The organism is Isoptericola sp. NPDC056134 (assembly GCF_042264825.1).
In the GTDB taxonomy this organism is placed as follows: Bacteria; Actinomycetota; Actinomycetes; order Actinomycetales; family Cellulomonadaceae; genus Isoptericola; species Isoptericola nanjingensis.
Genome location: NZ_JBHJVM010000037.1, coordinates 1 through 22,224, shown reverse-complemented (window position 1 = coordinate 22,224; position 22,224 = coordinate 1). Strand labels below are relative to the sequence as shown.

At 75.0% G+C, this 22,224-nt stretch carries 25 protein-coding genes; 11 read left to right on the top strand and 14 right to left on the bottom strand.

Annotated elements, in window-relative coordinates; translation table 11 throughout:
- Positions 1 to 236: 236 nt before the first annotated feature.
- On the top strand, positions 237 to 3,173 hold the full coding sequence (secA, locus tag ACFCZN_RS20390; RefSeq protein WP_430557966.1) for a preprotein translocase subunit SecA: 2,937 nt from the start codon (positions 237 to 239) through the stop codon (positions 3,171 to 3,173).
- A 106-nt stretch (positions 3,174 to 3,279) separates the two neighbouring features.
- Here secA and ACFCZN_RS20385 read toward each other — a convergent pair whose 3' ends face one another.
- Positions 3,280 to 3,972 carry an Rv3235 family protein gene (locus tag ACFCZN_RS20385; RefSeq protein ID WP_430557965.1) on the bottom strand — a complete coding sequence of 231 codons (693 nt, stop codon included), beginning with the start codon at positions 3,970 to 3,972 and terminating at the stop codon, positions 3,280 to 3,282.
- 46 nt (positions 3,973 to 4,018) lie between these two features.
- Complete coding sequence (locus tag ACFCZN_RS20380; RefSeq protein WP_430557964.1) at positions 4,019 to 4,828, bottom strand: LysM peptidoglycan-binding domain-containing protein; 810 nt, start codon at positions 4,826 to 4,828, stop codon at positions 4,019 to 4,021.
- A 158-nt stretch (positions 4,829 to 4,986) separates the two neighbouring features.
- On the opposite strand from ACFCZN_RS20380, the gene ACFCZN_RS20375 reads away from it, so the two are divergent.
- Entirely contained in the window at positions 4,987 to 5,535 is a 549-nt protein-coding gene (locus ACFCZN_RS20375) for a hypothetical protein (protein ID WP_429767075.1), read from the top strand.
- 27 nt (positions 5,536 to 5,562) lie between these two features.
- Here ACFCZN_RS20375 and ACFCZN_RS20370 read toward each other — a convergent pair whose 3' ends face one another.
- Positions 5,563 to 5,772: a helix-turn-helix domain-containing protein gene (locus ACFCZN_RS20370; RefSeq protein ID WP_429735024.1), complete on the bottom strand. Its 210-nt coding sequence runs from the start codon at positions 5,770 to 5,772 to the stop codon at positions 5,563 to 5,565.
- 142 nt (positions 5,773 to 5,914) lie between these two features.
- Between ACFCZN_RS20370 and ACFCZN_RS20365 the strand changes: the two genes are divergently transcribed.
- Genes ACFCZN_RS20365 through ACFCZN_RS20355 form a run of 3 tightly spaced genes read left to right on the top strand, consistent with a single transcriptional unit; the run spans position 5,915 to position 8,487 of the window.
- Positions 5,915 to 6,571: a hypothetical protein gene (locus ACFCZN_RS20365; protein WP_429767073.1), complete on the top strand. Its 657-nt coding sequence runs from the start codon at positions 5,915 to 5,917 to the stop codon at positions 6,569 to 6,571.
- The gene (locus ACFCZN_RS20360; RefSeq protein ID WP_430557963.1) at positions 6,571 to 7,920 is read left to right on the top strand and encodes a CpaE family protein; all 1,350 of its coding nucleotides are present in this window, start codon (positions 6,571 to 6,573) and stop codon (positions 7,918 to 7,920) included. Before ACFCZN_RS20365 ends, ACFCZN_RS20360 begins: the two co-directional genes overlap by 1 nt.
- 33 nt (positions 7,921 to 7,953) lie before the next feature.
- Entirely contained in the window at positions 7,954 to 8,487 is a 534-nt protein-coding gene (locus ACFCZN_RS20355) for a DUF6912 family protein (RefSeq protein ID WP_430557962.1), read from the top strand.
- A 15-nt stretch (positions 8,488 to 8,502) separates the two neighbouring features.
- Here ACFCZN_RS20355 and hisN read toward each other — a convergent pair whose 3' ends face one another.
- The 8 genes from hisN to ACFCZN_RS20315 all read right to left on the bottom strand — a co-directional run bounded on the left by hisN (position 8,503) and on the right by ACFCZN_RS20315 (position 15,366).
- Positions 8,503 to 9,324 (bottom strand): histidinol-phosphatase, encoded by an 822-nt coding sequence (gene hisN, locus ACFCZN_RS20350; RefSeq protein ID WP_429767069.1) that lies wholly within the window; start codon positions 9,322 to 9,324, stop codon positions 8,503 to 8,505.
- 65 nt (positions 9,325 to 9,389) lie between these two features.
- Complete coding sequence (locus ACFCZN_RS20345) at positions 9,390 to 9,962, bottom strand: hydrolase (protein WP_430557961.1); 573 nt, start codon at positions 9,960 to 9,962, stop codon at positions 9,390 to 9,392.
- Positions 9,962 to 11,458, bottom strand: coding sequence for an MFS transporter (locus tag ACFCZN_RS20340; RefSeq protein WP_430557960.1), 1,497 nt, complete (start codon positions 11,456 to 11,458; stop codon positions 9,962 to 9,964). Before ACFCZN_RS20340 ends, ACFCZN_RS20345 begins: the two co-directional genes overlap by 1 nt.
- Positions 11,455 to 11,967 carry a MarR family winged helix-turn-helix transcriptional regulator gene (locus ACFCZN_RS20335; protein ID WP_430557959.1) on the bottom strand — a complete coding sequence of 171 codons (513 nt, stop codon included), beginning with the start codon at positions 11,965 to 11,967 and terminating at the stop codon, positions 11,455 to 11,457. The genes ACFCZN_RS20340 and ACFCZN_RS20335 overlap by 4 nt, the downstream gene beginning before the upstream one ends.
- Before the next feature lie 138 nt (positions 11,968 to 12,105).
- On the bottom strand, positions 12,106 to 13,140 hold the full coding sequence (rsgA, locus tag ACFCZN_RS20330) for a ribosome small subunit-dependent GTPase A (RefSeq protein WP_429767064.1): 1,035 nt from the start codon (positions 13,138 to 13,140) through the stop codon (positions 12,106 to 12,108).
- Entirely contained in the window at positions 13,140 to 14,498 is a 1,359-nt protein-coding gene (gene aroA, locus ACFCZN_RS20325) for a 3-phosphoshikimate 1-carboxyvinyltransferase (protein WP_430557958.1), read from the bottom strand. Before aroA ends, rsgA begins: the two co-directional genes overlap by 1 nt.
- Before the next feature lie 71 nt (positions 14,499 to 14,569).
- Positions 14,570 to 15,157 carry a DoxX family membrane protein gene (locus ACFCZN_RS20320; protein WP_429767060.1) on the bottom strand — a complete coding sequence of 196 codons (588 nt, stop codon included), beginning with the start codon at positions 15,155 to 15,157 and terminating at the stop codon, positions 14,570 to 14,572.
- 65 nt (positions 15,158 to 15,222) lie between these two features.
- A complete protein-coding gene (locus ACFCZN_RS20315; protein WP_429767058.1) occupies positions 15,223 to 15,366 on the bottom strand; it encodes a hypothetical protein in 144 nt (47 codons plus the stop codon).
- 94 nt (positions 15,367 to 15,460) lie between these two features.
- Between ACFCZN_RS20315 and ACFCZN_RS20310 the strand changes: the two genes are divergently transcribed.
- From ACFCZN_RS20310 to rsrA, 3 genes are all read left to right on the top strand, one after another.
- On the top strand, positions 15,461 to 16,426 hold the full coding sequence (locus ACFCZN_RS20310; RefSeq protein ID WP_430557957.1) for a helix-turn-helix domain-containing protein: 966 nt from the start codon (positions 15,461 to 15,463) through the stop codon (positions 16,424 to 16,426).
- Positions 16,427 to 16,676: 250 nt separating this feature from the next.
- Complete coding sequence (locus ACFCZN_RS20305; RefSeq protein WP_429767054.1) at positions 16,677 to 17,357, top strand: sigma-70 family RNA polymerase sigma factor; 681 nt, start codon at positions 16,677 to 16,679, stop codon at positions 17,355 to 17,357.
- Positions 17,354 to 17,635, top strand: a complete 282-nt coding sequence (gene rsrA, locus ACFCZN_RS20300; RefSeq protein ID WP_429767053.1) for a mycothiol system anti-sigma-R factor — start codon at positions 17,354 to 17,356, stop codon at positions 17,633 to 17,635. Before ACFCZN_RS20305 ends, rsrA begins: the two co-directional genes overlap by 4 nt.
- 112 nt (positions 17,636 to 17,747) lie before the next feature.
- On the opposite strand, the gene ACFCZN_RS20295 is transcribed toward rsrA, so the two are convergent.
- Complete coding sequence (locus ACFCZN_RS20295) at positions 17,748 to 17,822, bottom strand: 50S ribosomal protein bL37 (protein WP_099052597.1); 75 nt, start codon at positions 17,820 to 17,822, stop codon at positions 17,748 to 17,750.
- Positions 17,823 to 17,979: 157 nt separating this feature from the next.
- On the opposite strand from ACFCZN_RS20295, the gene ACFCZN_RS20290 reads away from it, so the two are divergent.
- A complete protein-coding gene (locus ACFCZN_RS20290) occupies positions 17,980 to 18,780 on the top strand; it encodes a DUF4097 family beta strand repeat-containing protein (RefSeq protein WP_430557956.1) in 801 nt (266 codons plus the stop codon).
- Positions 18,781 to 18,817: 37 nt separating this feature from the next.
- Positions 18,818 to 19,345 carry a DinB family protein gene (locus ACFCZN_RS20285; protein ID WP_430557955.1) on the top strand — a complete coding sequence of 176 codons (528 nt, stop codon included), beginning with the start codon at positions 18,818 to 18,820 and terminating at the stop codon, positions 19,343 to 19,345.
- 7 nt (positions 19,346 to 19,352) lie between these two features.
- On the opposite strand, the gene ACFCZN_RS20280 is transcribed toward ACFCZN_RS20285, so the two are convergent.
- Positions 19,353 to 19,955 carry a GDSL-type esterase/lipase family protein gene (locus ACFCZN_RS20280; protein WP_430549018.1) on the bottom strand — a complete coding sequence of 201 codons (603 nt, stop codon included), beginning with the start codon at positions 19,953 to 19,955 and terminating at the stop codon, positions 19,353 to 19,355.
- A gap of 143 nt (positions 19,956 to 20,098) precedes the next feature.
- The gene (locus ACFCZN_RS20275; RefSeq protein WP_430557954.1) at positions 20,099 to 21,025 is read right to left on the bottom strand and encodes an aldose 1-epimerase family protein; all 927 of its coding nucleotides are present in this window, start codon (positions 21,023 to 21,025) and stop codon (positions 20,099 to 20,101) included.
- A gap of 141 nt (positions 21,026 to 21,166) precedes the next feature.
- Here ACFCZN_RS20275 and ACFCZN_RS20270 point away from each other — a divergent pair, with 141 nt between their 5' ends.
- The gene (locus ACFCZN_RS20270) at positions 21,167 to 22,162 is read left to right on the top strand and encodes an aldo/keto reductase (protein WP_429767046.1); all 996 of its coding nucleotides are present in this window, start codon (positions 21,167 to 21,169) and stop codon (positions 22,160 to 22,162) included.
- Positions 22,163 to 22,224: the final 62 nt, after the last annotated feature.

Here is a 22,224-nt window from a genome sequence, read left to right as displayed (position 1 = left end):
GGCCCGGTCCTCGCGCCGAGACCGGGCCGAACGCCCGCTCACAGCGTCCGGACGGGGCGCGACGGGCCGTTCGTCCGTCGCGAACCCGTGCCGGACTCTCAGGTGATCCGCCTAGGATGGGGCCGGTGTGACCCAGGCGACGGCGCGGACGTGCGGTCCTGACCGTCCGTCGTCGCCCGTCGTCACGCCGCACGGTCCCGGCCATCCCCGGGGCGCCACCGACCCTGGAGTACTGCGTGCCTGCGATCCTCGAGAAGGTCCTCCGTCTTGGCGAGGGCCGGATTGTCAAGAAGCTCAACAGCCTGGCCCAGCAGGTCAACCGGCTCGAGCCCAGCTTCGAGGAGCTGAGCGACGCCGAGCTGCACGAGGAGACCGACCGCTTCAAGGAGCGCCTCGAGCACGGCACCACGCTCGACGAGCTGCTGCCCGAGGCGTTCGCCGCGGTGCGCGAGGCCGCGCGCCGCACCCTCGGCCAGCGGCACTTCGACGTGCAGCTCATGGGTGGCGCCGCCCTGCACCTCGGCAACATCGCCGAGATGAAGACCGGTGAGGGCAAGACGCTCGTGGCCACGACCGCCGCCTACCTCAACGCCCTCGAGGGCAAGGGCGTGCACGTCGTCACGACCAACGACTTCCTCGCGAAGTACCAGGGCGACCTCATGGGCCGCGTCTACCGCTTCCTCGGGATGACGACGGGCGTCATCGTCTCGGGCCAGACGCCGGACGAGCGCCGCAAGCAGTACGCGGCCGACATCACGTACGGCACGAACAACGAGTTCGGGTTCGACTACCTGCGCGACAACATGGCCTGGTCGCCCGACGACCTGGTGCAGCGCGGCCACCACTTCGCCATCGTGGACGAGGTGGACTCGATCCTCATCGACGAGGCCCGCACCCCGCTCATCATCTCGGGCCCCGCCTCCGGGGACGCGAACCGCTGGTACACGGAGTTCGCCAAGGTGGTGCGTCGCCTCGAGGTCGAGAAGGACTACGAGGTCGACGAGAAGAAGAAGACCGTCGGCGTGCTCGAGCCCGGGATCGAGAAGATCGAGGACTACCTCGGCATCGACAACCTGTACGAGTCGCTGAACACCCCGCTGATCGGCTTCCTCAACAACGCCATCAAGGCGAAGGAGCTGTTCAAGCGCGACAAGGACTACGTGGTGCTCAACGGCGAGGTCATGATCGTCGACGAGCACACCGGCCGCATCCTCGCCGGCCGCCGCTACAACGAGGGCATGCACCAGGCCATCGAGGCCAAGGAGGGCGTGCAGATCAAGGCGGAGAACCAGACGCTCGCCACGATCACGCTGCAGAACTACTTCCGCCTCTACGGCAAGCTGTCCGGCATGACCGGTACGGCCGAGACCGAGGCCGCCGAGTTCCAGGGCACCTACAAGCTGGGCGTGGTGCCGATCCCCACGAACCGGCCCATGATCCGCATGGACCAGGCCGACCTCGTCTACAAGAACGAGGACGGCAAGTTCAACGCCGTCGTCGAGGACATCGTCGAGCGCCACGCCAAGGGTCAGCCGGTGCTGGTCGGCACCACGAGCGTCGAGAAGTCCGAGCTGCTGTCGGGGCTGCTCAAGCGGGCGGGCGTGCCGCACAGCGTCCTGAACGCGAAGGAGCACGAGCGCGAGGCGTCCGTCGTCGCGCAGGCCGGCCGCAAGGGCGCTGTCACCGTCGCCACCAACATGGCCGGCCGCGGCACCGACATCATGCTCGGCGGCAACGCCGAGTTCCTCGCCGTCACCGAGATGGCCCAGCGCGGCCTCGACGCGGGGGAGGACCCGGAGGCCTACGAGGCGGCGTGGCCGGACGTGCTCGAGAAGGCCAAGCAGGCGGTGGCCTCGGAGCACGAGGAGGTCACCGAGCTCGGCGGCCTCTACGTGCTGGGCACGGAGCGGCACGAGTCGCGCCGGATCGACAACCAGCTGCGCGGCCGCTCCGGCCGTCAGGGCGACCCGGGCGAGTCGCGGTTCTACCTGTCCATGCAGGACGACCTCATGCGCCTGTTCAACTCCGGCCTCGCGTCCTCGATGATGGACCGCGCCGGCTTCCCCGACGACATGCCGCTCGAGTCGAAGATGGTGACGCGCGGCATCCAGAGCGCCCAGTCGCAGGTCGAGGCCCGCAACTTCGAGATCCGCAAGAACGTCCTCAAGTACGACGACGTCCTGTCGCGGCAGCGCTCGGTCATCTACGCGGAGCGCAAGCGCGTCCTCGAGGGCGAGGACCTCGAGGACCAGGTGCAGCACTTCCTCACGGACGTCGTCACCGCGTACGTCGACGGCGCGACCGCCGAGGGCAACCCCGAGGCCTGGGACCTGGACGCGCTGTGGACGGCGCTGAAGTCCGTGTACCCGGTGTCGATCACGCCGGAGGACGTGGTCGAGGAGGCGGGCGGCGTCGGTCGGCTGAGCCACGAGATGATCCTCGAGGAGCTGCTCTCGGACGCCCGCGTGGCCTACCAGGCGCGCGAGGAGACCCTGGGCGAGCCCGCGATGCGCCAGCTCGAGCGCCGCGTCGTGCTCTCGGTGCTGGACCGCAAATGGCGCGAGCACCTCTACGAGATGGACTACCTCAAGGAGGGGATCGGCCTGCGCGCGATGGCGCAGCGCGACCCCCTGATCGAGTACCAGCGCGAGGGCTTCCAGCTGTTCCAGGCGATGACCGAGTCCATCAAGGAGGAGTCGGTCGGGTTCCTGTTCAACCTGGACGTGCAGGTGCAGCAGCCCGGCGCCCAGGGCGCCCCCGGTGCCCCGGTGATCTCGGCGGCCAGCGCCGCGGCCGCCGCGCAGTCCGACGCGGGCCAGGTCGTGGCGGGCGGGACGGCGCCGGCCGCCGAGGCCGCGCCGGTCGCCGAGCCCGAGGCCCCGGCCGAGCCCGAGCCGGCCGCGGCGGAGCCCGCCGGGGCGGAGGAGCCGGTGCTCCTGGCCAAGGGGCTCGACGCCCCGGCGCCGCAGCGCCTGTCCTACTCGTCGCCGAGCGAGGACGGTTCCACGACGACGACGGGCGCCCCCACGCGCCGCTCGCGCCGCGAGCTGCACGGCGAGGCCACCGCGGCGACCAGCGACGGCCGGACCTTCCCCGGCACGCCGCGCAACGCCCAGTGCCCCTGCGGCTCCGGCAAGAAGTACAAGGTCTGCCACGGCATCAACGAGGAGTGACCCTCCCGCGAGATAGAGAAGCCCTCCCCACGAGATAGAGAAGCCCTCCTCGCGGGGAGGGCTTCTCTATCTCGCGGGGAGGGCTTCTTTATCTCGCGGGGTCCGGTCAGCCCACCTCGAGGACGGCGACCCGCCAAGTGCCCCGGCGCGCCTCCAGCCGGACGGCAGCGGCGCGCACCCGGCCGTCGTCGTCCAGGACGACGGTCGCCTCGGCCACGTCGTCGCCCAGGCGGACCAGCCGCACGCGCCGCACCTGGACGGGTCGGTGGGCCTCCTCGTCCCGCAGAGGCGCGCGGGCCAGGCCGATCCGGGCACGCTCGGCGAGCTGGTCGCGCACCTGCGGCGTGACCCAGCGGGCGAGCTGCGTCGCCGGCCGCTCCCCGCGCAGGACCTCGACCGCGGCGCGCACGACCGTGCAGCACTGCGCCGTCGGGTCGGGCAGCGGCGCGGGCTCGGCCTCCCGCATCGGCCGCGCCGTGAGGTCCTCGTCGTCGCCCGGGCCGCGACGGACGCCCGGGGCGCCGACCCGCACCCGCCGCGGCCGCGGCGCCGGTCGGGTGCCGGCCTCGGGGTAGCCCGCCGGACCCGAGGGTCGCGGCGGGGTCGACACCCGGAGCGCGCGCGGCGAGGGCGCGCCGTCGTCCTGAGCCGCGGCCGCCGCGGGGCGGCTCGACAGGGTGCCCGGGACGGTGCCGGGCGTCGCCGTCGCGCCGTCCGGTGCGGTCCCGGGGGCGGTGGTGCCCCGCTCGGCGGGTGCCGCCGTCTCCGGCGTGGTCGGCGCGGTCGTCGTCGCGGTCATGTTGCCCTCCGGTGGATGGTGCGGGAGTCGTGGGACGTCGGGGCCGTCAGGCCGGGGCGCGCAGGATCTGGCCGGGCAGGAGGTGGTCGGGGTCGGCGCCGATGACGTGGCGGTTCTCCGTGTGCCAGCGCGTCACCTCGCGGAGGATCTCCGCGTCGGTGGGGGAGCCGCCGAGCGCCTGGGCCGCGATGTCCCACAGCGTGTCGCCGCGGTGCACGACGCGGGTCGGCCCTCCGTCGGCTTCGTCGTCGGCCGCCTCGTCGGCGCGGTCGGTGGCGTCGTCGGCGGCACGGTGTGCGATCGGGGCGGCCACGACCTCCTCGACGAGCGTGTCCTCCTCCGCCGGGCGTTCGACGCCTCCGTCGGCCGGTGCCTCGGGCTCGGTGGCGGTGGGCTGCCAGCCGAGGTCGAGGACGACCGACGCTCCGTGGTCGGCCGGCGGGGTGGGCGGGAGGTCGGCCGCCAGGGCGACGGTCGGGGCGAGCGTGAGGCCGGCACCGACGCCGGCGCCGACGGCGGTCCGGACGAGCCGCCTGACGGTGGCGGGCGCGAGCCGCTCCACGGCGGCCTCACCGGCACGCCACCGGCGGCCGAGCAGCGACGCGGCGACGCAGGTCAGGGCGAGCGCCCCGCTCAGGGCGAGCCATGCCGCGGCGAGGAGCCCGGCGGCGAGCACGGCGAGCTCGACCCACCGGTCGACGGTGAGGCCGGTGGCCGCGGTGGTGGTCCGTGGGGTGACGGCGGCCGCGCGCAGCAGCAGGGCGGCGCCCACGCCCGCGGCGGCGACCGTGAGGACGGCGAGCCGCCCGAGCCCACCCGGCCGTGCGAACCGGTCGCGCTGCGTGCTGCCGGACATCGAGGTCTCCTTCGTCCCTCCGCCGTCATCCCGGATCGTTCACTATGATGCAGGTTGATAGCGGTTGATGTGTTCTGATGGTGCATATTGAAGCGGACTGGTGCCGGATCTGTCCACCCGGGCATCCTGTGGGCACCGACCCCGACGAGAGGAGCCTCATGACATCCGCGGGTCCGGCCAGGTGGGAGCTGCTCTTCGCGGACCTCGAGGCGCGGTTCGACGCCGAGCAGGCGGCCGAACGGGAGGGGGCGGTCGCCGAGCTGACCCGCGCCGAGCAGGCGTCGATCCCGTTGACCGACCGGCTGCGGGCCGCGACGGGCACCGTGCTGCGGCTCGAGCTGCTCGACGGCGAGGGGATCGAGGGCCGGCTCGCCCGCGTGGCGCACGCGTGGGTGCTCCTCGACGGGCGCGGCGCGCGCGGCAGCGTCCAGCACCTCGTCCCGGCGGCCGCGCTCGCCGCCGTCGTCGGTCTCGGCCGGCTCGCGACGCCGTCGCGGGCGCGCACCGACGGTCTCGGGCTGGGCCACGTGCTCCGGGGGCTGCAGCGCGACCGTGCCCGGGTGCTGATCCGTACGGCGGGCGGGTCGGTGACCGGACGGATCGGGCGCGTGGGCGCCGACCATCTCGACGTGGAGGAGGCGGAGCGCGCGCGGCCGGTCGTCCGGACGGTGCCGTTCGCTGCCCTGCTGCGGGTCAGCGAGGCCTGAGTCTGCCGGGGGAGCCCGGCGGAGACGTCAGAGGTCGCCCGACGCGATCCGCTCGCGGGTGCGGGCGTACTGGTGCTCGATGTACTCCTCGAGCTTGCTCGCCTCGACCCGCCACACCTTCTTGGGGCCCACCTGGATGGCGGGCAGCTCGCCCGAGCGCACGAGCGAGTAGGCCTGGGTGCTGGAGATGTTGAGCATCTCCTGCACGTCCGCGAGAGAGAGGAACCGGCTGGCCATACGGGCAATTCTGGCACAGCGGTCATCGACGATGGCGACGGTTGTCCACAGTGGTTGCCGAAAGCACGCGTGGGGTGCCTGATGATAGGTTCCGGCGCGACGCTGCGCCGAGGCCGCGTCCAGACAACCCCGGAGGACGTCCGTGAGCACCGACCCCTTGCCGGCACCCGTGGCTGCGCGCCTGCGCCGCCCCACCTGGCGCGACCCCCGGCTGGTCGTCGGCGTCGTCATCGTCGCCGCGTCCGTGGCCCTCGGCTCGTGGGCGGTCTCGTCCGCGGGGCGCACCGTGCCGGTCTACGCGGCCGACGGGACGCTCACCCCCGGCGAGACCGTGGACGTGGACCGGCTGCGCACGGTCGACGTCAGGATCGACGCGGGCGCGGAGCTGTACCTGCGGGCCGACCAGGAGCTGCCCGACGAGGTCGTCGCGCTGCGGGTGGTCGACGACGGCGAGCTCGTCGCCCGGTCGGCGCTCGGCGACGCGGCGGAGGTCGACGTGCGCTCGGTCTCCGTGCCCGTCGACCAGGCCATGTCGTCCCGCGTGCAGGCCGGGTCCGCCGTCGACCTCTGGTCGACGCCCGAGGCGCCCGCCGGAGCCGACGCGCCGGCCGCGGAGCCGGCGCCGCTCGTCGAGGGCGTCGTCGTCGAGCAGGTCGACGAGGCGGGCACCGGGCTCGTCGTCGCGGACGGCGCCACGCTGCACGTGCTCGTGCCCTCCGAGGACCTGCCCGTCGTCCTCCGGGCGCTGACGGTCCCCGGCAGCGTGACCGTCGTGCCGCAGGCCGGGGCCGGCGTCTGATGGGGAGCGTCACCGTCCTGTGCGCGGTGCGCGGCGCGGCGGAGACCGACGTCGTCCTCGCCCTGGGCGGCCCGGGCTCGGGCGCCACCGTCACGCGTCGCTGCGGCGACGTGGCGGAGCTGCTCGCGGCAGCCGCCGCCGGCGCGGGCGCCGTCGCGCTGGTCTCCGGCGACCTGCCCGGCCTCGACCGGGAGGCCGTCGGCCGGCTGCGCGCCGCGGGCGTCCGCGTGGTCGCGCTCGGTGACGACGTCGCGCCGGCGGCCAGGCTGCACGCGCTGGGCGTCGACGCCGTCGTCGAGCGGTACGACGAGGCCCTCCTGCTCGCCGCGGTCCGCGACGCGGCACCGGGCGCCGCCGCACCCGACCGCCTGGTGCTGGGCCAGGGTGGGCAGGACGTCGACGAGGCGCTCGCCGGCCAGGACGGGATCGGGCTGGAGGACGTCGTCGCGGACGACACGACGCCCCGCCGCGGGCGCGTCGTCGCGGTCTGGGGCCCCGTGGGCGCGCCGGGGCGCACGACGACGGCGCTCGAGCTCGCGGCCGCGCTCGGCGGCCTGTCGCGCGGGCGCCGCCGCCACGGTCGCGCGCGTCGCGAGGCGGCGGCGACGGCTACCGAGCACGCGCTGGTCGTGGACGCCGACACCTACGGCGCGTCGGTGGCGGCCCGCCTGGGCCTGCTCGACGACGCCCCGGGGCTGGCGGCCGCCGCCCGCGCCGCCGCGCACGGGTCGCTCGACCTGCCGACGCTCGCCCGGCACAGCCCGGTCGTCGGCGGCAGGCTCCGGGTGCTGACGGGGATCACGCGCGCCGCCCGGTGGCCCGAGCTGCCGGCCAGCGCCGTCGAGGTGGTCCTCGAGCGGGCGCGCGAGCTCGCCGACTGGACCGTCGTCGACTGCGGCCCGCTCCTGGAGGCGGACGAGCTGCTGATGTACGACACCCACGCGCCGCAGCGCAACGGTGCGACGCTCGCGGCGCTGCAGGCGGCGGACGTCGTCGTGGTGGTCGGTGCGGCGGACCCGGTGGGCATCCAGCGCCTCGTGCGCGGGCTCGAGGACCTGCGCGAGGTGCCGGTGCCCGTCGCGGGCGAGCGGGTCGTCGTCGCGAACCGGGTGCGCGCGTCGGCGGTGGGCTCGCGCCCGGAGGCGGCGGTGCGGGACGCGCTGGCGCGCTACGCCGGGGTCGAGGACGTCCACCTGGTCCCCGACGACGCCGCCGGCCTGGACGCCGCGCTGCTGGCGGGCCGCACGCTCGCGGAGGAGGCTCCCGGGTCGCCGGTGACGGCGGCGTTCGAGGCGCTGGCCGAGCGGGTGCGGGCGACCGTCGCCGCGGCGGTGCCGGCGGAGGCGTGAGCGCGGGGCGGCTGCTCGCGGCAGACTGTGCGCATGCGCATCTACGTTCCCGCCACGCTGGACGAGCTCGAGGGCGCCGTGGTCGCCGCCGCCGGGGCGCGGTGGGACGTCCCCGCCCGCCGCGCGCACGCGGTGACGCCCGCCCTCGCCCGCGAGCTGCCCGACGAGGACGACGAGAGCCGGGAGTACGAGGCCTTCCTCGCCGCCGCGGACGACTCGCTGGCCCTCGTGGCCTCGCGTCGCGCCGTCGTGCCGCTCCGCGTCGTCGTCTCGCTCGACGTGCCGGACGCCGAGGTCACCGGGGCTGACGGCGCCGACGAGCCCAGCGCGGTCGACGTCGCCGCCCTGACCGGCGTGGCCGTCGTCGCCGTCCACGTCGACGAGCCGGAGGCGGCGGACGACGTGCGCGCGGTGCTCGCCGCCGCCGACGAGGAGAACGACGCCGAGCGCACCGGCGACGTCGGCGCGACGTCCGAGGCGGCGCTGGACGCGGCGCTGCAGCGCGTCACCGACCGCGACCTGCTCTGGTACGACCCGACCGAGATCTCCCAGATCCCGCGCCCCTGATCGTCGTGAGCGGGTTCAGCCCAGGTAGACGAGGGTCTCGTCGTGGAGCCTGCCGTTGGTGGCCAGGGCGTTCCCGTGCCACGGTCCGGGGGCGCCGTCGAGCGCGGTGAAGCGGCCGCCGGCCTCGGTGACGATGGGCACGAGGGCGGCCATGTCGTAGACCTCGAGCTCGGGCTCGGCGGCGATGTCGGCGGCGCCCTCGGCGACGAGCATGTACGACCAGAAGTCGCCGTAGCCGCGGGTGCGCCACACCTGGCGGGTGAGGTCGAGGAAGCCGTTGAGCTTCCCGTGCTCCTCCCACCCGGACAGGGACGAGTACGAGAACGAGGCGTCGGCGAGCGTGCTCACGCCGGAGACGGACATCCGCGACGCGGACGCGAGGGACTTGCCGGTCCAGGCGCCCGAGCCCTTCGCCGCCCACCAGCGGCGGCCGATCGCCGGCGCCGAGACGAGGCCCATGACGACCTCCTCGCCGTCGGCCAGCGCGATGAGCGTGGCCCACACGGGGACGCCGCGCACGAAGTTCTTCGTGCCGTCGATCGGGTCGATGATCCAGCGCCGCGCGCCGCTGCCCGCCGAGCCGTACTCCTCGCCGACGATCGCGTCGCGGGTGCGCGCGCGGTGCAGCTGGGCGCGGATGAACTCCTCGGCGGAACGGTCGGCGTCCGAGACGGGCGTGTCGTCGGGCTTCTGCTCGACGTGCAGGTCCACGGCCTTGAAGCGGGACATCGTGATCGCGTCCACCTGGTCGGCGATCACGTGGGCCAGGCGCAGGTCGTCCTCGTACGTGCGCGCGGGCCCGCTGGTCGGGCTGGGAGACGGCTGGGTGTACGACACGCCTCACACCGTAGCGGTCCGCCGCTCCGGCCAGGGCCCCGGCGCGCGGGGGTGGGACAGAGAGGTCAGGCGCCCAGCAGGGCGACCAGCTCGGCGGTCGTGCCGCACTCGCCCAGCCGGGGGAAGAGCCGCCCGACGCTGTGCTCGTGGGCCTCGGCGGAGCGGTCGGCCATCGCGTCGGTGACGAGGGAGACGTGGTAGCCGTGCTCGTGGGCGGCGCGGGCCGTGGACTCGACGCCGATGCTGGTGGCGATGCCGGCCAGGACGACCTGCGTCACGCCGCGGCGGCGCAGCTGGAGGTCGAGGTCGGTGCCGTAGAAGGCGCCCCAGTTCCGCTTGGTCACGACGACGTCCGACGCCGCGGTGTGCAGCTCCGGCGCGAGGACGTCCCAGCCGTCGGGCCGGGCTGCACCGCGCGGTGCGTCGGTGCGACCTGACACGGCGTCGGCGCCGTCGGGCGCCGCGGTGACGCGCACGAGGACGACGGGCAGGTCGCGGGCGCGGAAGGCCTCGGCGAGCTCGACGCTGCGGGCGAGGACGGCGTCCGCGGCGTGCGGCGCGGTCGGCATGGCGAGGATGCCCGCCTGCAGGTCGACGACGACGAGGGCGGTGCGGGGGTCGAGGGTGGTGAGGGTCATCAGTGGTGCTCTCCGGGTGCTCGGTCGGGTGCGGGGACAGGGGCGGGAACGGGGTGGACGCTCGTGGGACGGCGCCGCAGGGAGCGGTCGACGAGCGTGAGGACGCCGACGACGACGGCGCAGGCCGCCATCGCGAGGGCGAGGTCGTGCAGGCCCGCCGTCGTGGGGCCGTCGGCGTAGAGGGCCGCGATGGCCGCGGTGGACACCAGCGCGCCGAGGTACATGAACGTGCGCAGCAGCCCGGACGCGGCGCCGACGGTCGCGGCGTCGGCCTGGCGGGCGAGCGCCTTCTGGTGCGCGAGCCCGGCCAGCCCCTGCATGCCCCCGATGCCCACGCCGGCGAGGACGAGCAGCCACGTCGGGCTGGCGGGCTGCACGACGGCGAGGATCGCGCCGCCGACCAGCAACGAGCCCGACCCGACGAGCAGGGCCGTCCGCACGGGGGCGCGCCGCCCGGTCGCCGAGGCGACCGCGACCGCGACGACCGACGTCGGCAGCATCAGCAGCCCCGCGGTGGCCTCGCTCAGGCCACGGCCCTGCTCGAGCCACTGCACGTAGCCGAACATGAACGCGTACGTGGCGGTGGCGGTGAGCAGGGCGCGCGCGTACGTGAGCAGCAGCGGGCGGTTCCCGGCGAGCAGCCGCAGGTCGATGAACGGGCGGCGGGCGCTCAGCTCGTGCCGCGCGAACCAGGCGCCGGTCACGGCGGTCGCGGCGAGCACCCACCAGGGCGCGGCGCCGACGAGGACGAGCATCAGGCTGGTGAGCGCGGCCGCGAAGAGCAGCACGCCGAGCAGGTCCAGGCGCGTCGCGAGGCTCGTGCCGTCTTCCCGGGCGTCGTCCACGGCGTCCTGCACGACGAGGTCGGCGGCGGTCGTGCGCGGCAGCCGAAGGCCGCCCAGCACGAGGCACGCCGCCGCGAGCGGCACGTTGACCAGGAAGATCGCCCGCCAGCCGCCGGCGCCGACGAGCAGCCCGCCGAGCGTCGGGCCGACGATCATCGTCACCTGGTTCGTGACGGCGAGGATCGTGAGCACCGTCGCGATCCCGCGGTCCTCGCCGGAGCGGTCGGTCGCGCGCCGCACGAGCCACATCGCCGCCGGGTAGGCGGCGCAGGTGCCGATGCCGAGCAGCGCGCGGGCCAGCACGAGCACCCCGAGCGACGGGGCCAGCGCTCCGAGCATGCCGGCGATGCCGACGAGCGCGGCCCCGACCAGGTAAGGGCGCCGCGGCCCGACGAGGTCGACCACGCGACCGACCACCGGCTGGCCCACCGCCGTCACGAGGTAGAGCGCGGTGACGAGCCAGACCGTCCGCGCGGCCGGGGCGCCGAACGCGATCCCGATGGGCACGAGGGCCACCGCGATCATCGACGAGTTGATCGGGTTGAGCAGCGACCCCAGCGCGAGCGGCAGCGTGAGGCGGGTGTCGTAGCCGTCCGGCCCGCGGGGTGCGGCCGCCGGGCGGGGGGCGGGGTGGCGGTGGAGCAGGGTCACGGGCGGTCGGCCTCGCGGGCGGGTGCCGGGGCGGTGGGCGCGGCGTCGAGGAGCGTCCGGTCCAGGATCGCGAGGGCCGCCGTCACGGTGGCCAGCTCCTCGGCGGTGAGGCGGTCGCGCAGCGCGTGCGTCAGCCACTCCTGCCCGGCCTCGCGCCGGCCCTCGACGAACGCCCGCCCGTCGTCGCTGAGGGAGATCACCTGGCGGCGGCCGTCGTCGGGGTCGGGGTCCCGGCGCACGAGGCCCCGGTCGGCGACGACGCCGAGGGTCGCCCCGAGCGACTGCGGCCGGACCCGCTCGGCCGCGGCGAGGGCGCCGGGCGACGCGGGGCCGTGCTTGGCGAGCCGGGAGAGCAGCGACGTCTGTGACGGCGTGAGCTCCTGGTTGTCGCTCAGCTCGAGGAAGCGGCGGCGGAGCCGCCCGACCAGCGAGCGCAGCTCGCGCGCCGCGGCGGCGGCCGTGTCGACGGGCATGTCGGCGGGCGCGGCGGGATCGGGCGCGGTGGACATCTCTTCACCGTAGAACTCGTCAGCCCAGACTGACAAGTTGTACCTGACGAACAGCGTCCTGACGCTGTGAGCGCGACTTCCGGGGGAACGGGGACGTGGATGGTCCCCGAAATCGCACCCGCACCATCCGGCGCGAGGTCAGTCGGCGGCGTGGCGCGCGGTCAGCAGGCGCCGGAACGACGCGACGCGGGCCTCGCGCGCCGGGCGCTCGTCGTCGGACGACGCGGCGAGCCAGTCGTCGAGCGCGCAGTCGGGGGCGTCCGCGAGGTGGGTGCAGCCGCGCGGGCAGTCCTCGGCGACCTCGGCGAGGTCCTCGAACGCCTGCAGCAGGTGGTCCGTCTCGACGTGCGCCAGCCCGAACGACCGGACGCCCGGGGTGTCGACCACCCAGCCGTCGTGGTCGTCGTGCCCGACCGGCAGCCGCAGCGCGACGGCCGACGTGGACGTGTGACGGCCACGGCCGGTGACGTCGTTGACGACGCCGGTGGCGCGGTCGGCGTCGGGCACCAGGGCGTTGATGAGCGTCGACTTGCCGACGCCCGAGTGCCCCACCAGCACGGACGTCCGCCCGGCCAGCCGGGAGCGGACGTCCTCGACGCTCGCGGCGTCGTCCTGCCGCGTGACGACGACCTCGACGCCGATGGGGGTGTAGAGGTCGCGCAGGGGAGCGGGGTCCGCGAGGTCGGCCTTGGTGAGGCACAGCAGCACGTCCATGCCGGCGTCGTAGGCGGCGACGACGCAGCGGTCGATCATGCCGGTGCGCGGCTCGGGCTGGGCGAGCGCGGTGACCACGACGAGCTGGTCGGCGTTCGCCACCACGATGCGCTCGTAGGGGTCGGTGTCGTCCGCGGTGCGGCGCAGCACGGACGACCGGTCCTGGATCCGCACGATGCGGGCGAGCGTGCCCTCGTCGCCCGACGTGTCGCCGACGACGTCGACGCGGTCGCCCACGACGACGCGGGTGCGCGTGAGCTCGCGCGCCTTCATCGCGAGGACGGTGCGCTCGCGGTCGGTGCCGTCGTCGACCACGAGGGTGTACCGGCCGCGGTCGACGCCGGTCACCATGCCGACCTCGGCGTCCGCGTGCTCGGGGCGCTGCTTGGTGCGGGGCCGTGAGCCGCGCTTCGAGGGCCGCGCGTACTGCGCGTGCTCGTCGACGGCGCGGCGGGCCATCAGGCCTCGCCCTCGGTGACGGGGCCGGCGTCGACCCCCAGCATCCGCTCCCACATCACGTCGAAGCCGGGCAGGGTCTTGGCCGTGGTGCCGACGTTCTCCACCCGCACCCCCGGCACCCGCAGGCCGAGCACGGCGGCCGAGGTCGCCATGCGGTGGTCGGCGTAGGTGCGGAACAGGCCGCCGTGCAGCGGCCGCGGCGTGATGACGAGCCCGTCGCGCGTCTCCTCGGCCTGCCCGCCGAGCCGCGTGATCTCGGTGGCCAGCGCGGCCAGCCGGTCGGTCTCGTGGCCCCGCAGGTGCGCGATGCCGCGCAGGCGGCTGGGGGAGTCGGCGAGCGCGGCGAGGACGGCGAAGGTGGGGGCGAGCTCGCCCGCGGCGTGCAGGTCCAGGTCCGCCCCGCGGACCTCGCCCGTGCCGGTGACGGTGAGGACGCCGCCGTCCAGGCGGGCCTGCGCCCCGAGGGCCGCGAACAGGTCCGGGAGCAGCGCGCCCGGCTGGGTGGTCTCCGCCGGCCAGCCCGGCACGCGCACGGTGCCGCCGCCCACCAGCGCCGCGGCCAGGAACGGCGCCGCGTTGGACAGGTCCGGCTCGACCCGCACGTCGCGCGCGGTGACCGGGCCGGGGGCGACCTGCCAGATGCCGTCGCGCGAGTCGTCCACCTCGACGCCGACGTCGCGCAGGGTGGCCACGGTCATGGCGATGTGGGGGACGCTCGGCAGCGTGGTGCCGATGTGCCGCAGCGTGAGGCCGCGCTCGAAGCGGGCGCCCGCGAGCAGCAGGGCCGAGACGAACTGCGACGATGCCGACGCGTCGACGTCCACCGCGCCGCCCGCCACCCGGCCCGTGCCGTGCACGGTGAAGGGCAGGTGCGTCGGGGTGCCGCCGTCGGGGGACGTGACGCGCACGCCCAGGCTGCCCAGGGCCGCGAGCACCGGCAGCATCGGCCGGACCCGCGCCTCGGGGTCGCCGTCGAAGCGGACCGGGCCGTCGGCCAGGGCCGCGACCGGCGGGAGGAACCGCATCACCGTGCCCGCCAGCCCGGTGTCGACGTCCACGTCGCCGCGCAGCGGCCCGGGGGTCACGTGCAGGGTGCTCGGGTCGTCGCCCTCGTCGATGCCGGCGCCCAGGGCCCGCAGCGCGCCGATCATGAGGTCGGCGTCGCGCGAGCGCAGCGCCCCGCGCAGGGTGCCGGGGTCGTCGGCGAGCGCGGCCAGCACCAGCAGGCGGTTCGTCAGCGACTTGCTGCCCGGCACCTCGACCGTCGCGTCCAGCGGAGCCGTCGCGACCGGTGCCGCCCACTCGTCGACGACGTCGGGGGCGGGCGGGGCGGCGTGCGGCGGGACGGCTGAGGTCATGGCTCCGAGGCTAGTTCACGGACCGCACGCACCGCGGGCCGTCTCGCCGGTGCCGACCAGGTCCGGGACCGTCAGACGGCCTCGGCGACCTTCGCCCGCAGCCTCGCGGCCTCGGCCTTGGTGGCCGCCTTCGCCTTGTCGGCCTTGGCCGCGACCTTGGCCGCCTCGCCCTTCGTCGCGGCCTTGACCGTCTCGGCCTTCGCCTCCGCGAGGCGGGCGGCGTGCGTGCGCGCCTGCTGCACGCGGTAGGTGACGCCGGGCCGGCCCTCGAGGTCGACGCCCGCGATGACGGCGGCGCCGACCTTGCCGAGGTCCTTGACGAAGGCCGCGGTGCGCAGGCTGCGCTCGGCCCCCCTGCTGGTGAACGGCTGGTGGGCGACGGCGAGCGGCGCGGTGAGCGCGGCCAGCGCGAGCGCGGCGGTGCGGGGCGTGCGGCCGACGGCGAGCAGGACGCCGGCCACGGCGGTCACCGCGCCGTGCGCGCGCACCAGGAGGCCGAGCTGGCGGTCGCTGAGCGGCTCGGCGCCGACCGCGTCAGTGACGATCGTGGAGCCCTCGCGGGCGGCGTCCACGTGCTCGGCCGGGTGCAGCACGGCCTGGATCCCGTCGTAGACGAACGGGGCGGCCAGGAGGGGTCGGGCGATACGGCGCAGCAGCATGGGCCCACTGTGGCAGAGCCGACCCGCGCTTGCGCGGCGACCGGCGGGCGCGGCGCCGGCGGGCGTCAGGCGGGCGCGCCGTCCCACCAGTCGGGGTGGGAGCGCGGCGGCCGGCGGGTGCCGAGGCCGTCGCGGCGGACCGTCCGCACGAGGCGGGCGGCGTAGGCGGTGAGGAGCAGGGCGGCGAGGACGAGGATCAGTGCGGTCATGGCAGTAATCCTTCGCGCATCGCACTTCTGCCACGAGTGGCAGAAGTGCCAGTATGCATCGACATTCCGCCATCGCCGTGGCAGCATGGTCGGCATGATCCACAAGGTCGCCGCCGTCGTCGTCCCGGGCGTCGCCCCGTTCGAGCTCGGCGTCGCGTACGAGGTGTTCGGGATCGACCGGCGCGACACGGGCGGCCCGTCGTTCGACTTCACCCTCTGCGCCCCCGAGCCCGGCCCCGTGATGACCAAGGGCGGCTTCCCCGTCGTCGTCGAGCACGGCCTCGAGGCGCTCGACGACGCCGACCTCGTCGTCGCCGTCGCGTACGGCATCGACGACGACGGCGCGGAGACGCTGCCGCAGGCCTACGTCGACGCGCTCCGGGCGGCCCACGACCGCGGCGCCTGGCTGTTCGCCATCTGCTCGGGCGCGTTCACGCTCGCGCGGGCAGGCCTGCTCGACGGCCGGCGGTGCACCACGCACTGGATGTACACGGAGCGGCTCGCGGCCGAGGTCCCCACCGCCGACGTCGACCCCGACGCGCTCTTCGTCGAGGACGGGCACGTGCTCACCAGCGCCGGGACCGCGGCGGGCATCGACGCCGCGCTGCACCTCGTGCGGACGCAGGTCGGCGCCGACGCCGCGCGCGCCGTCGCGCGGCGCATGGTGGTGCCGCCGCAGCGCGAGGGGGGTCAGGCCCAGTTCGTCGTCGACCCGCTGCCGCGCGAGGGCGTGTCGCTCGCCGGCCTGCTCGCCTGGATGCGGGAGCACCTGGCCGAGGAGCACACCGTGTCCAGGCTGGCGCGCCGGGCCGCGCTGTCCGAGCGCACCTTCGCGCGCCGCTTCCGTCAGGAGACCGGAACGACGCCGGCCGCCTGGCTCGCGCGCCAGCGGGTCGCACGGGCGCAGGAGCTGCTCGAGTCGACCGAGGCGCCCGTGGACGAGATCGCGCGCGTGGTCGGCTTCGGCAGCGCGCCCGTGCTGCGGCACCACTTCGCCCGCCAGCTCGGCACCAGCCCGGTCTCCTACCGCCGACGGTTCGCCGCGCCGGTGGCCTCCTGAGGCCGGCGGCCGGAGCCGCTCCCACGGGAATGTCGAGGCCCCTTCAGCGGTTGCACACCGCGTGAGCACCCGCACCCCGACGACGGCGACCGCCGTCCCCGCACCCGGACGCGAGTCCGTGCGGCTGTTCGCCGTCCCGGCAGACGCCCTGACGGCGGGCGCGGACGACGCGGTGGTCGGCCGCACGACAGACCTGCACACCCCGTGGATCGGAGGACCCCGCCCAGTGGCTGGACTAGGCTCGACGGTGATGACCCAGGACCTTGGCCCGGCGAGCGGCGACGCGCCGCGCGGGAGCACCCCGGACGGCGAGGAGATCCCCGAGGACACGGAGCGTGCCCCCGAGGGAGAGACCACCGCGGCCCGGGCCGAGCGCTTCGAGCGTGACGCCCTGCAGTACCTGGACCAGCTCTACTCCGCCGCGCTGCGCATGACGCGCAACCCCGCGGACGCCGAGGACCTGGTGCAGGAGACGTTCGCGAAGGCGTTCGCCGCCTTCCACCAGTACAAGCCGGGCACCAACCTCAAGGCCTGGCTGTACCGCATCCTCACGAACACGTTCATCAACAGCTACCGCAAGAAGCAGCGCGAGCCGCAGCAGTCCCAGGCGGAGGACGTCGAGGACTGGCAGATCGCCCGCGCCGCGTCGCACACGTCGCAGGGGCTGCGGTCGGCCGAGGCCGAGGCGCTCGACCGGCTCCCCGACTCCGACGTCAAGCGCGCGCTGCAGGAGCTGCCCGAGGACCGGCGCATGGTCGTCTACTACGCCGACGTCGAGGGCTTCCCCTACAAGGAGATCGCCGAGATCATGGGTACGCCGATCGGGACGGTGATGTCCCGGCTGCACCGCGGACGCCGGCAGCTGCGCGAGCTGCTCGCCGACTACGCCGCTCAGCGTGGCCTGGTCCCGGCTCGTGGAGGAGCGTCATGACCGACCCCGTCACCCCCATCCCGCACGACCGGGCCGAGGGGGAGAACGAGTGCGAGCACGCCCTCGTGCACCTGAACGAGTTCCTCGACTCGGAGATGACGCCCGAGGACGAGCAGCGGATGCGCGCGCACGTCGCGCACTGCTCGCCGTGCCTCGCCGAGCTGAGCGTCGAGGAGCTCGTCAAGCAGCTGGTCCGCCGCTCCTGCTCGGAGCGCGCGCCGGAGACCCTCCGGGTGCGCATCCACGCGCAGCTGACCGTGATGTCCACGGCCGAGTAGCTTTCACGCCGAGGTAGTACGAAATTCGCCGAGGTAGTTCCGGTAGGAGTCGTGGCCACAGGCCACGCGCCCACCGGAACTACCTCGGCGAATTTCGTACTACCTCGGCGCGTCAGGCGTTGGGACGCTTGCCGTGGTTGGCGGCGTTGCCCTTGCGGCTACGGCGCTTGCGACCGCGCTTGCTCATGGTGGTCTCCTCACGAAGGATGGACGAGGGGTCGGTTCCCATGGTCCCACACCGGAGGCCCCGGGTCGGAATCCGGGGCATCCCCGATCCGGACGTCCCCGGGCTCTGCCAGGGTGGTACCCGTCCTCAGCACAGCCCGAGCAGCACAGGGAGCCTCATGAGCACGGAGTCGTGGGCGGTCGCCGCCCCGCAGACCATCGACGTCGAGCAGGCCACGGGGGTGACGCTCCGCCTGCAGGACGGGCGCGCCGACGTCGTCGCCGACCCGGCCGCGACGGGCGTGCGGATCGAGCTGCTCGAGGTGAGCGCCAAGCCGCTCCAGGTCGTGCGCGACGGGGACCGGCTGCGCGTGGGCTACGAGAGCTCCGTGCTCGACTCCGTCATGGCGAAGCTGCGCAACCCGCGCCAGAGCGAGCGTGCCGTGGTGCGCGTCGTCGTCCCGGCCGACGGGGCGGTCGACGTCGGCACCCTCGGCGCGGACGTCGAGGTCGCCGGAGGCCGCAAGGTCGCGGTGAAGACCGTGACCGGCGCCGTGCGCGCGACCGGCACGACCGGGCCGATGTCGCTCAAGACCGTCTCGGGCGCGCTGTCGGCCGAGGGGCACACCGGCGACGTGACGGCGAACAGCGCGGCCGGGTCGATCGCCCTGACCGGCGCGCTCGCGCGGGTCTCCCTGACCACCGTGTCGGGGGCCGCGACGGTCACCGCCACCCAGGCGAGCCCGCTGATCACGGCCAAGACGGTCTCGGGCGCGATCGACCTGCGCCTCCCGGCGGGCAGCCCGGTGAACCTCAAGGTGCGCGGCGCGTCCGGCCAGGTCGTCCTCGACGGCTCGGTGCTGCCGAGCGCCGGCGCGACGCTCGTCGTCGACCACGGCGAGCAGCCCGCCGGCGGCCGCAGCGCCGCGTACCTGTCCGCGACGGTGACGTCCGCGCACGTCACCGTCGACCGTCGCTGACCGGCGCCCGCCCGGGGCGCCGGGGAGGAGGAGCACCATGACGGACGCGTCCGTACCCCACGTCGCCCTGCTGACCGACGCCTTCGGGCGGATCGCCGAGACCGCGCACCGCGTGCTGCGCGGCGCCACGGCCGACCGCCTGACGTACCGCCCCGACGCGGAGGCGAACACCGTCGCGTGGCTCGTGTGGCACCTGGCGCGGGTGCAGGACGACCACGTCGCGGACGTCGCCGGCACCGAGCAGCGGTGGGCGGCGGGCGGCTGGGCCGAGAGGTTCGGGCTGCCGTTCGACGTCGCGGACACCGGCTACGGCCACACGCCGGAGCAGGTCGCGACCGTCCGGGCCGACGCGGCCCTGCTGCGGGGCTACCTCGACGACGTGCACGCCGCGACGACCGCCTACCTGGCGACGGTGACCGCCTCGGACCTGGACCGCGTGGTGGACACGAGGTGGGACCCGCCCGTCACGCTCGGGGTGCGGCTCGTGAGCGTCGTCGGCGACGACCTGCAGCACGTCGGCCAGGCCGCGTACGTGCGCGGCCTGGCCGAACGGGCGGGCGTCTGAGCGGTCGTCACTCGTCGGCGGGCAGCCCCAGCCACGCGTGCCAGCCGGTGTGCAGCACGAGCCACGCCATGAGGCCGTAGCCCGCCTGCCCGGGGTAGGTGGAGCCGTTCGTCGCGAGGTCGGCCAGCCACTGCTCGTGCTGCGCCAGCGGCGTGTACGTGTCGACGTACGGCACGCGGCGCCGGTTGGCGACGTCCGAGAACGCGGCCGAGAGGTCCGCGATGCGGCCGCCGTCCTCCGGCCGCCCCGGCGGGGGCCCGACGACGAACGCCGGGATCCGGCTCGTCTCCGCCACGTCGAGGATGTTCGCCAGGTTGAGCCGTGACCGCGCCACCGAGAGCGACGAGTCGACGTCGTGCCGGCCGAGGGCGACGACGAGGCGGTTCTCGCACGTGTCCTCCGGGCCGAAGCGCGACTCCGTCTCCGCCTGCCAGCGGGCGCCGAGCGCCGAGCTGGTCTCCCCGGGCACGGCGAGCGTGAACGCCATCGCCGGCCGCCCGAACCTGGTCCGGGCCATGACGCGCCCCGTCCACCCCAGGGCGCGGGCGTCCCCGACGCCCACGCTGAGCTCGTCGCCCACGACGCAGATGCGCACCTCGGTCTGGGTCACTGAGCCTTCACCGTCCAAGTCCTGTCTCGCAGTTGCGCGGCCATTGTCGCCGCACGCCCGTCCGCGACGCAGGATCCCACGCCGCACGGCTCCCCGAGTTGTCAGGGCCACAGCGGGGTAGGCGGCGCGCCGGGTCTGACAGGTCAGAGCAGGGTGGCGCCCCAGCGCACGACGTGCTCGTCGCCAGGGGCGAGGCGGACCAGGCGCTCGCCGGTGTTGAACGCGTCGGCCACGCAGCTCATCGGCTCGGCGGCCAGGCCGAACCGCTCGTAGCCGTCGATGTGGTCGGCCGAGCAGACCTGCCAGCAGTCCATGGAGCCGTCCATCCAGATCGCGGCGGTGCTGCCGTCGGGGCGGCCGAGCCGGGCCCAGGACAGCCCGGCGTCGTCGCGGGTGGCGCCCGTCCACGCGTCGTCGAGGTCCAGGCCGGCGAGCGACCGCGTGGTGCGCAGGTCGTACGGGCCGGCGACGGGCTCGACGCCGGTCGGCAGCAGGCGGTCGTCGACGGTGACGTGCGTCGTCGCGTCCAGGCTGACGGTGCACTCGTCGAGCGCGACCCCGCCGGTGGACAGCCACGGGTGGAAGCCGACGCCGTACGGCGCGGTCCCGGTGCCGACGTTGCGCGCGCCGACCACGACCTCCAGGCCGGCGTCGGACACCGTGTACCGGGTGCGGAGCACGAGCTGGAACGGCCAGCCCTTCTGCGCGGGGAGGGCGAGCTCGAGCGTCACCGCGTCGTCCGCCACCTCGACGGGCGTCCAGCGGTACCAGCACACGAGGCCGTGCAGCGCCGTCCCGCGGTCGGGCTCGCTCACGGCCACCTGGTGCCGGACGCCGTCGGTCGTGTAGGCGCCGTCGCGCAGCCGGTTCGGCCACGGGGCGAGGACGGCGGCGTTGAAGACGGGGGCCGCCTCGTCCTCGGCGAACGGCACGAACACGTCGCGGCCGGCGACGGTGTACTCGCGCACCATCGCGCCGACCTCGGTGACGGTGGCCCGGTGCTCGCCGGAGGAGATGCGGAACTGCCGGCCCGACGGGGCGGGGACGGCGGGGGAGTCAGCGGTGTTCACGCTCACACCGTAGTCGGCACGCCGGATCGGTGCGGGCGACGTAGCGTAGGAGAGCCAGATATCTGACGAGACGTCCCCTCGCGCGCGAGGGGTCCGCGCCACGGGTCCGGGGTGCCCGGGGTGCCACCGAACGGGGGAACGATGGAGAAGCAGGTGCTCGGCCGCACCGGTCGGCTGGTGTCGGTCGTCGGCCTGGGAACCTGGCAGCTGGGTGCGGACTGGGGGACTGTCGACGACGACCAGGCCCGGTCCGTGCTGGATGCCGCGTTCGAGTCCGGCGTGACGTTCTTCGACACCGCGGACGTCTACGGGGACGGCCGCAGCGAGCAGGCCCTGGGCGCGTTCCTCGCCGACCACCGTGACGACGCCATCACCGTGGCCACCAAGATGGGCCGGCGGATGGACCAGGTGCCGGAGAACTACGTCCTGTCGAACTTCCGCGAGTGGACCGACCGGTCGCGCCGGAACCTCGGCGTCGAGACCCTCGACCTCGTGCAGCTGCACTGCCCGCCGACCTCCGTCTACTCCGACGACGAGGTGTACGACGCGCTGGACACGCTCGTGGCCGACGGCGTCACCGCCGCCTACGGCGTCTCCGTGGAGACCGTCGAGGAGGCCCTCACCGCCATCGCGCGCCCCGGTGTCGCCACCGTGCAGATCATCCTCAACGCGTTCCGGCTCAAGCCCCTGGAGCGGGTGCTGCCCGCGGCCTCCGCGGCCGGCGTCGGCATCATCGCGCGCGTGCCGCTGGCGTCGGGGCTCCTGTCGGGCCGGTACACCCACGAGACCACGTTCTCGGAGGACGACCACCGCACGTTCAACCGCGAGGGCAAGGCCTTCGACGTCGGCGAGACCTTCTCCGGCGTGCCGTTCGACGTCGGCGTCGACGCGGCCGCCCGCTTCACGGAGCTCGCCGGCTCGGCCCTGAACCAGGACCTCACGCCCGCGCAGGCGGCCATCGCCTGGGTCTGGCAGCAGCCCGGGGTCTCCACGGTCATCCCGGGGGCACGCAGCCCCGAGCAGGCGCGGCTCAACGCCGCCGCCGGCGACACGGGCGTCCTCGGGCCGCTCTTCACGTCCGGCGTGCGGGAGATCTACGACGAGGCGATCAAGGAGCACGTGCACGACCGCTGGTGACCGCGAGATAGAGAGGCTCCTCGCCGAGATAGAGAGGGGGCGGACCGCACGTGGTGCGGTCC

Excerpts from the sequence above, each read along its gene's own strand:
- ACFCZN_RS20385 (WP_430557965.1), bottom strand. The coding sequence starts at position 3,972 with ATGACCGCGACGACGACCGCGCCGACCACGCCGGAGACGGCGGCACCC.
- ACFCZN_RS20380 (WP_430557964.1), bottom strand. The coding sequence starts at position 4,828 with ATGTCCGGCAGCACGCAGCGCGACCGGTTCGCACGGCCGGGTGGGCTC.
- ACFCZN_RS20375 (WP_429767075.1), top strand. The coding sequence starts at position 4,987 with ATGACATCCGCGGGTCCGGCCAGGTGGGAGCTGCTCTTCGCGGACCTC.
- ACFCZN_RS20370 (WP_429735024.1), bottom strand. The coding sequence starts at position 5,772 with ATGGCCAGCCGGTTCCTCTCTCTCGCGGACGTGCAGGAGATGCTCAAC.
- ACFCZN_RS20360 (WP_430557963.1), top strand. The coding sequence starts at position 6,571 with ATGGGGAGCGTCACCGTCCTGTGCGCGGTGCGCGGCGCGGCGGAGACC.
- ACFCZN_RS20355 (WP_430557962.1), top strand. The coding sequence starts at position 7,954 with ATGCGCATCTACGTTCCCGCCACGCTGGACGAGCTCGAGGGCGCCGTG.
- ACFCZN_RS20345 (WP_430557961.1), bottom strand. The coding sequence starts at position 9,962 with ATGACCCTCACCACCCTCGACCCCCGCACCGCCCTCGTCGTCGTCGAC.
- ACFCZN_RS20335 (WP_430557959.1), bottom strand. The coding sequence starts at position 11,967 with ATGTCCACCGCGCCCGATCCCGCCGCGCCCGCCGACATGCCCGTCGAC.
- rsgA (WP_429767064.1), bottom strand. The coding sequence starts at position 13,140 with ATGGCCCGCCGCGCCGTCGACGAGCACGCGCAGTACGCGCGGCCCTCG.
- aroA (WP_430557958.1), bottom strand. The coding sequence starts at position 14,498 with ATGACCTCAGCCGTCCCGCCGCACGCCGCCCCGCCCGCCCCCGACGTC.
- ACFCZN_RS20320 (WP_429767060.1), bottom strand. The coding sequence starts at position 15,157 with ATGCTGCTGCGCCGTATCGCCCGACCCCTCCTGGCCGCCCCGTTCGTC.
- ACFCZN_RS20315 (WP_429767058.1), bottom strand. The coding sequence starts at position 15,366 with ATGACCGCACTGATCCTCGTCCTCGCCGCCCTGCTCCTCACCGCCTAC.
- ACFCZN_RS20310 (WP_430557957.1), top strand. The coding sequence starts at position 15,461 with ATGATCCACAAGGTCGCCGCCGTCGTCGTCCCGGGCGTCGCCCCGTTC.
- ACFCZN_RS20305 (WP_429767054.1), top strand. The coding sequence starts at position 16,677 with ATGACCCAGGACCTTGGCCCGGCGAGCGGCGACGCGCCGCGCGGGAGC.
- rsrA (WP_429767053.1), top strand. The coding sequence starts at position 17,354 with ATGACCGACCCCGTCACCCCCATCCCGCACGACCGGGCCGAGGGGGAG.
- ACFCZN_RS20290 (WP_430557956.1), top strand. The coding sequence starts at position 17,980 with ATGAGCACGGAGTCGTGGGCGGTCGCCGCCCCGCAGACCATCGACGTC.
- ACFCZN_RS20285 (WP_430557955.1), top strand. The coding sequence starts at position 18,818 with ATGACGGACGCGTCCGTACCCCACGTCGCCCTGCTGACCGACGCCTTC.
- ACFCZN_RS20270 (WP_429767046.1), top strand. The coding sequence starts at position 21,167 with ATGGAGAAGCAGGTGCTCGGCCGCACCGGTCGGCTGGTGTCGGTCGTC.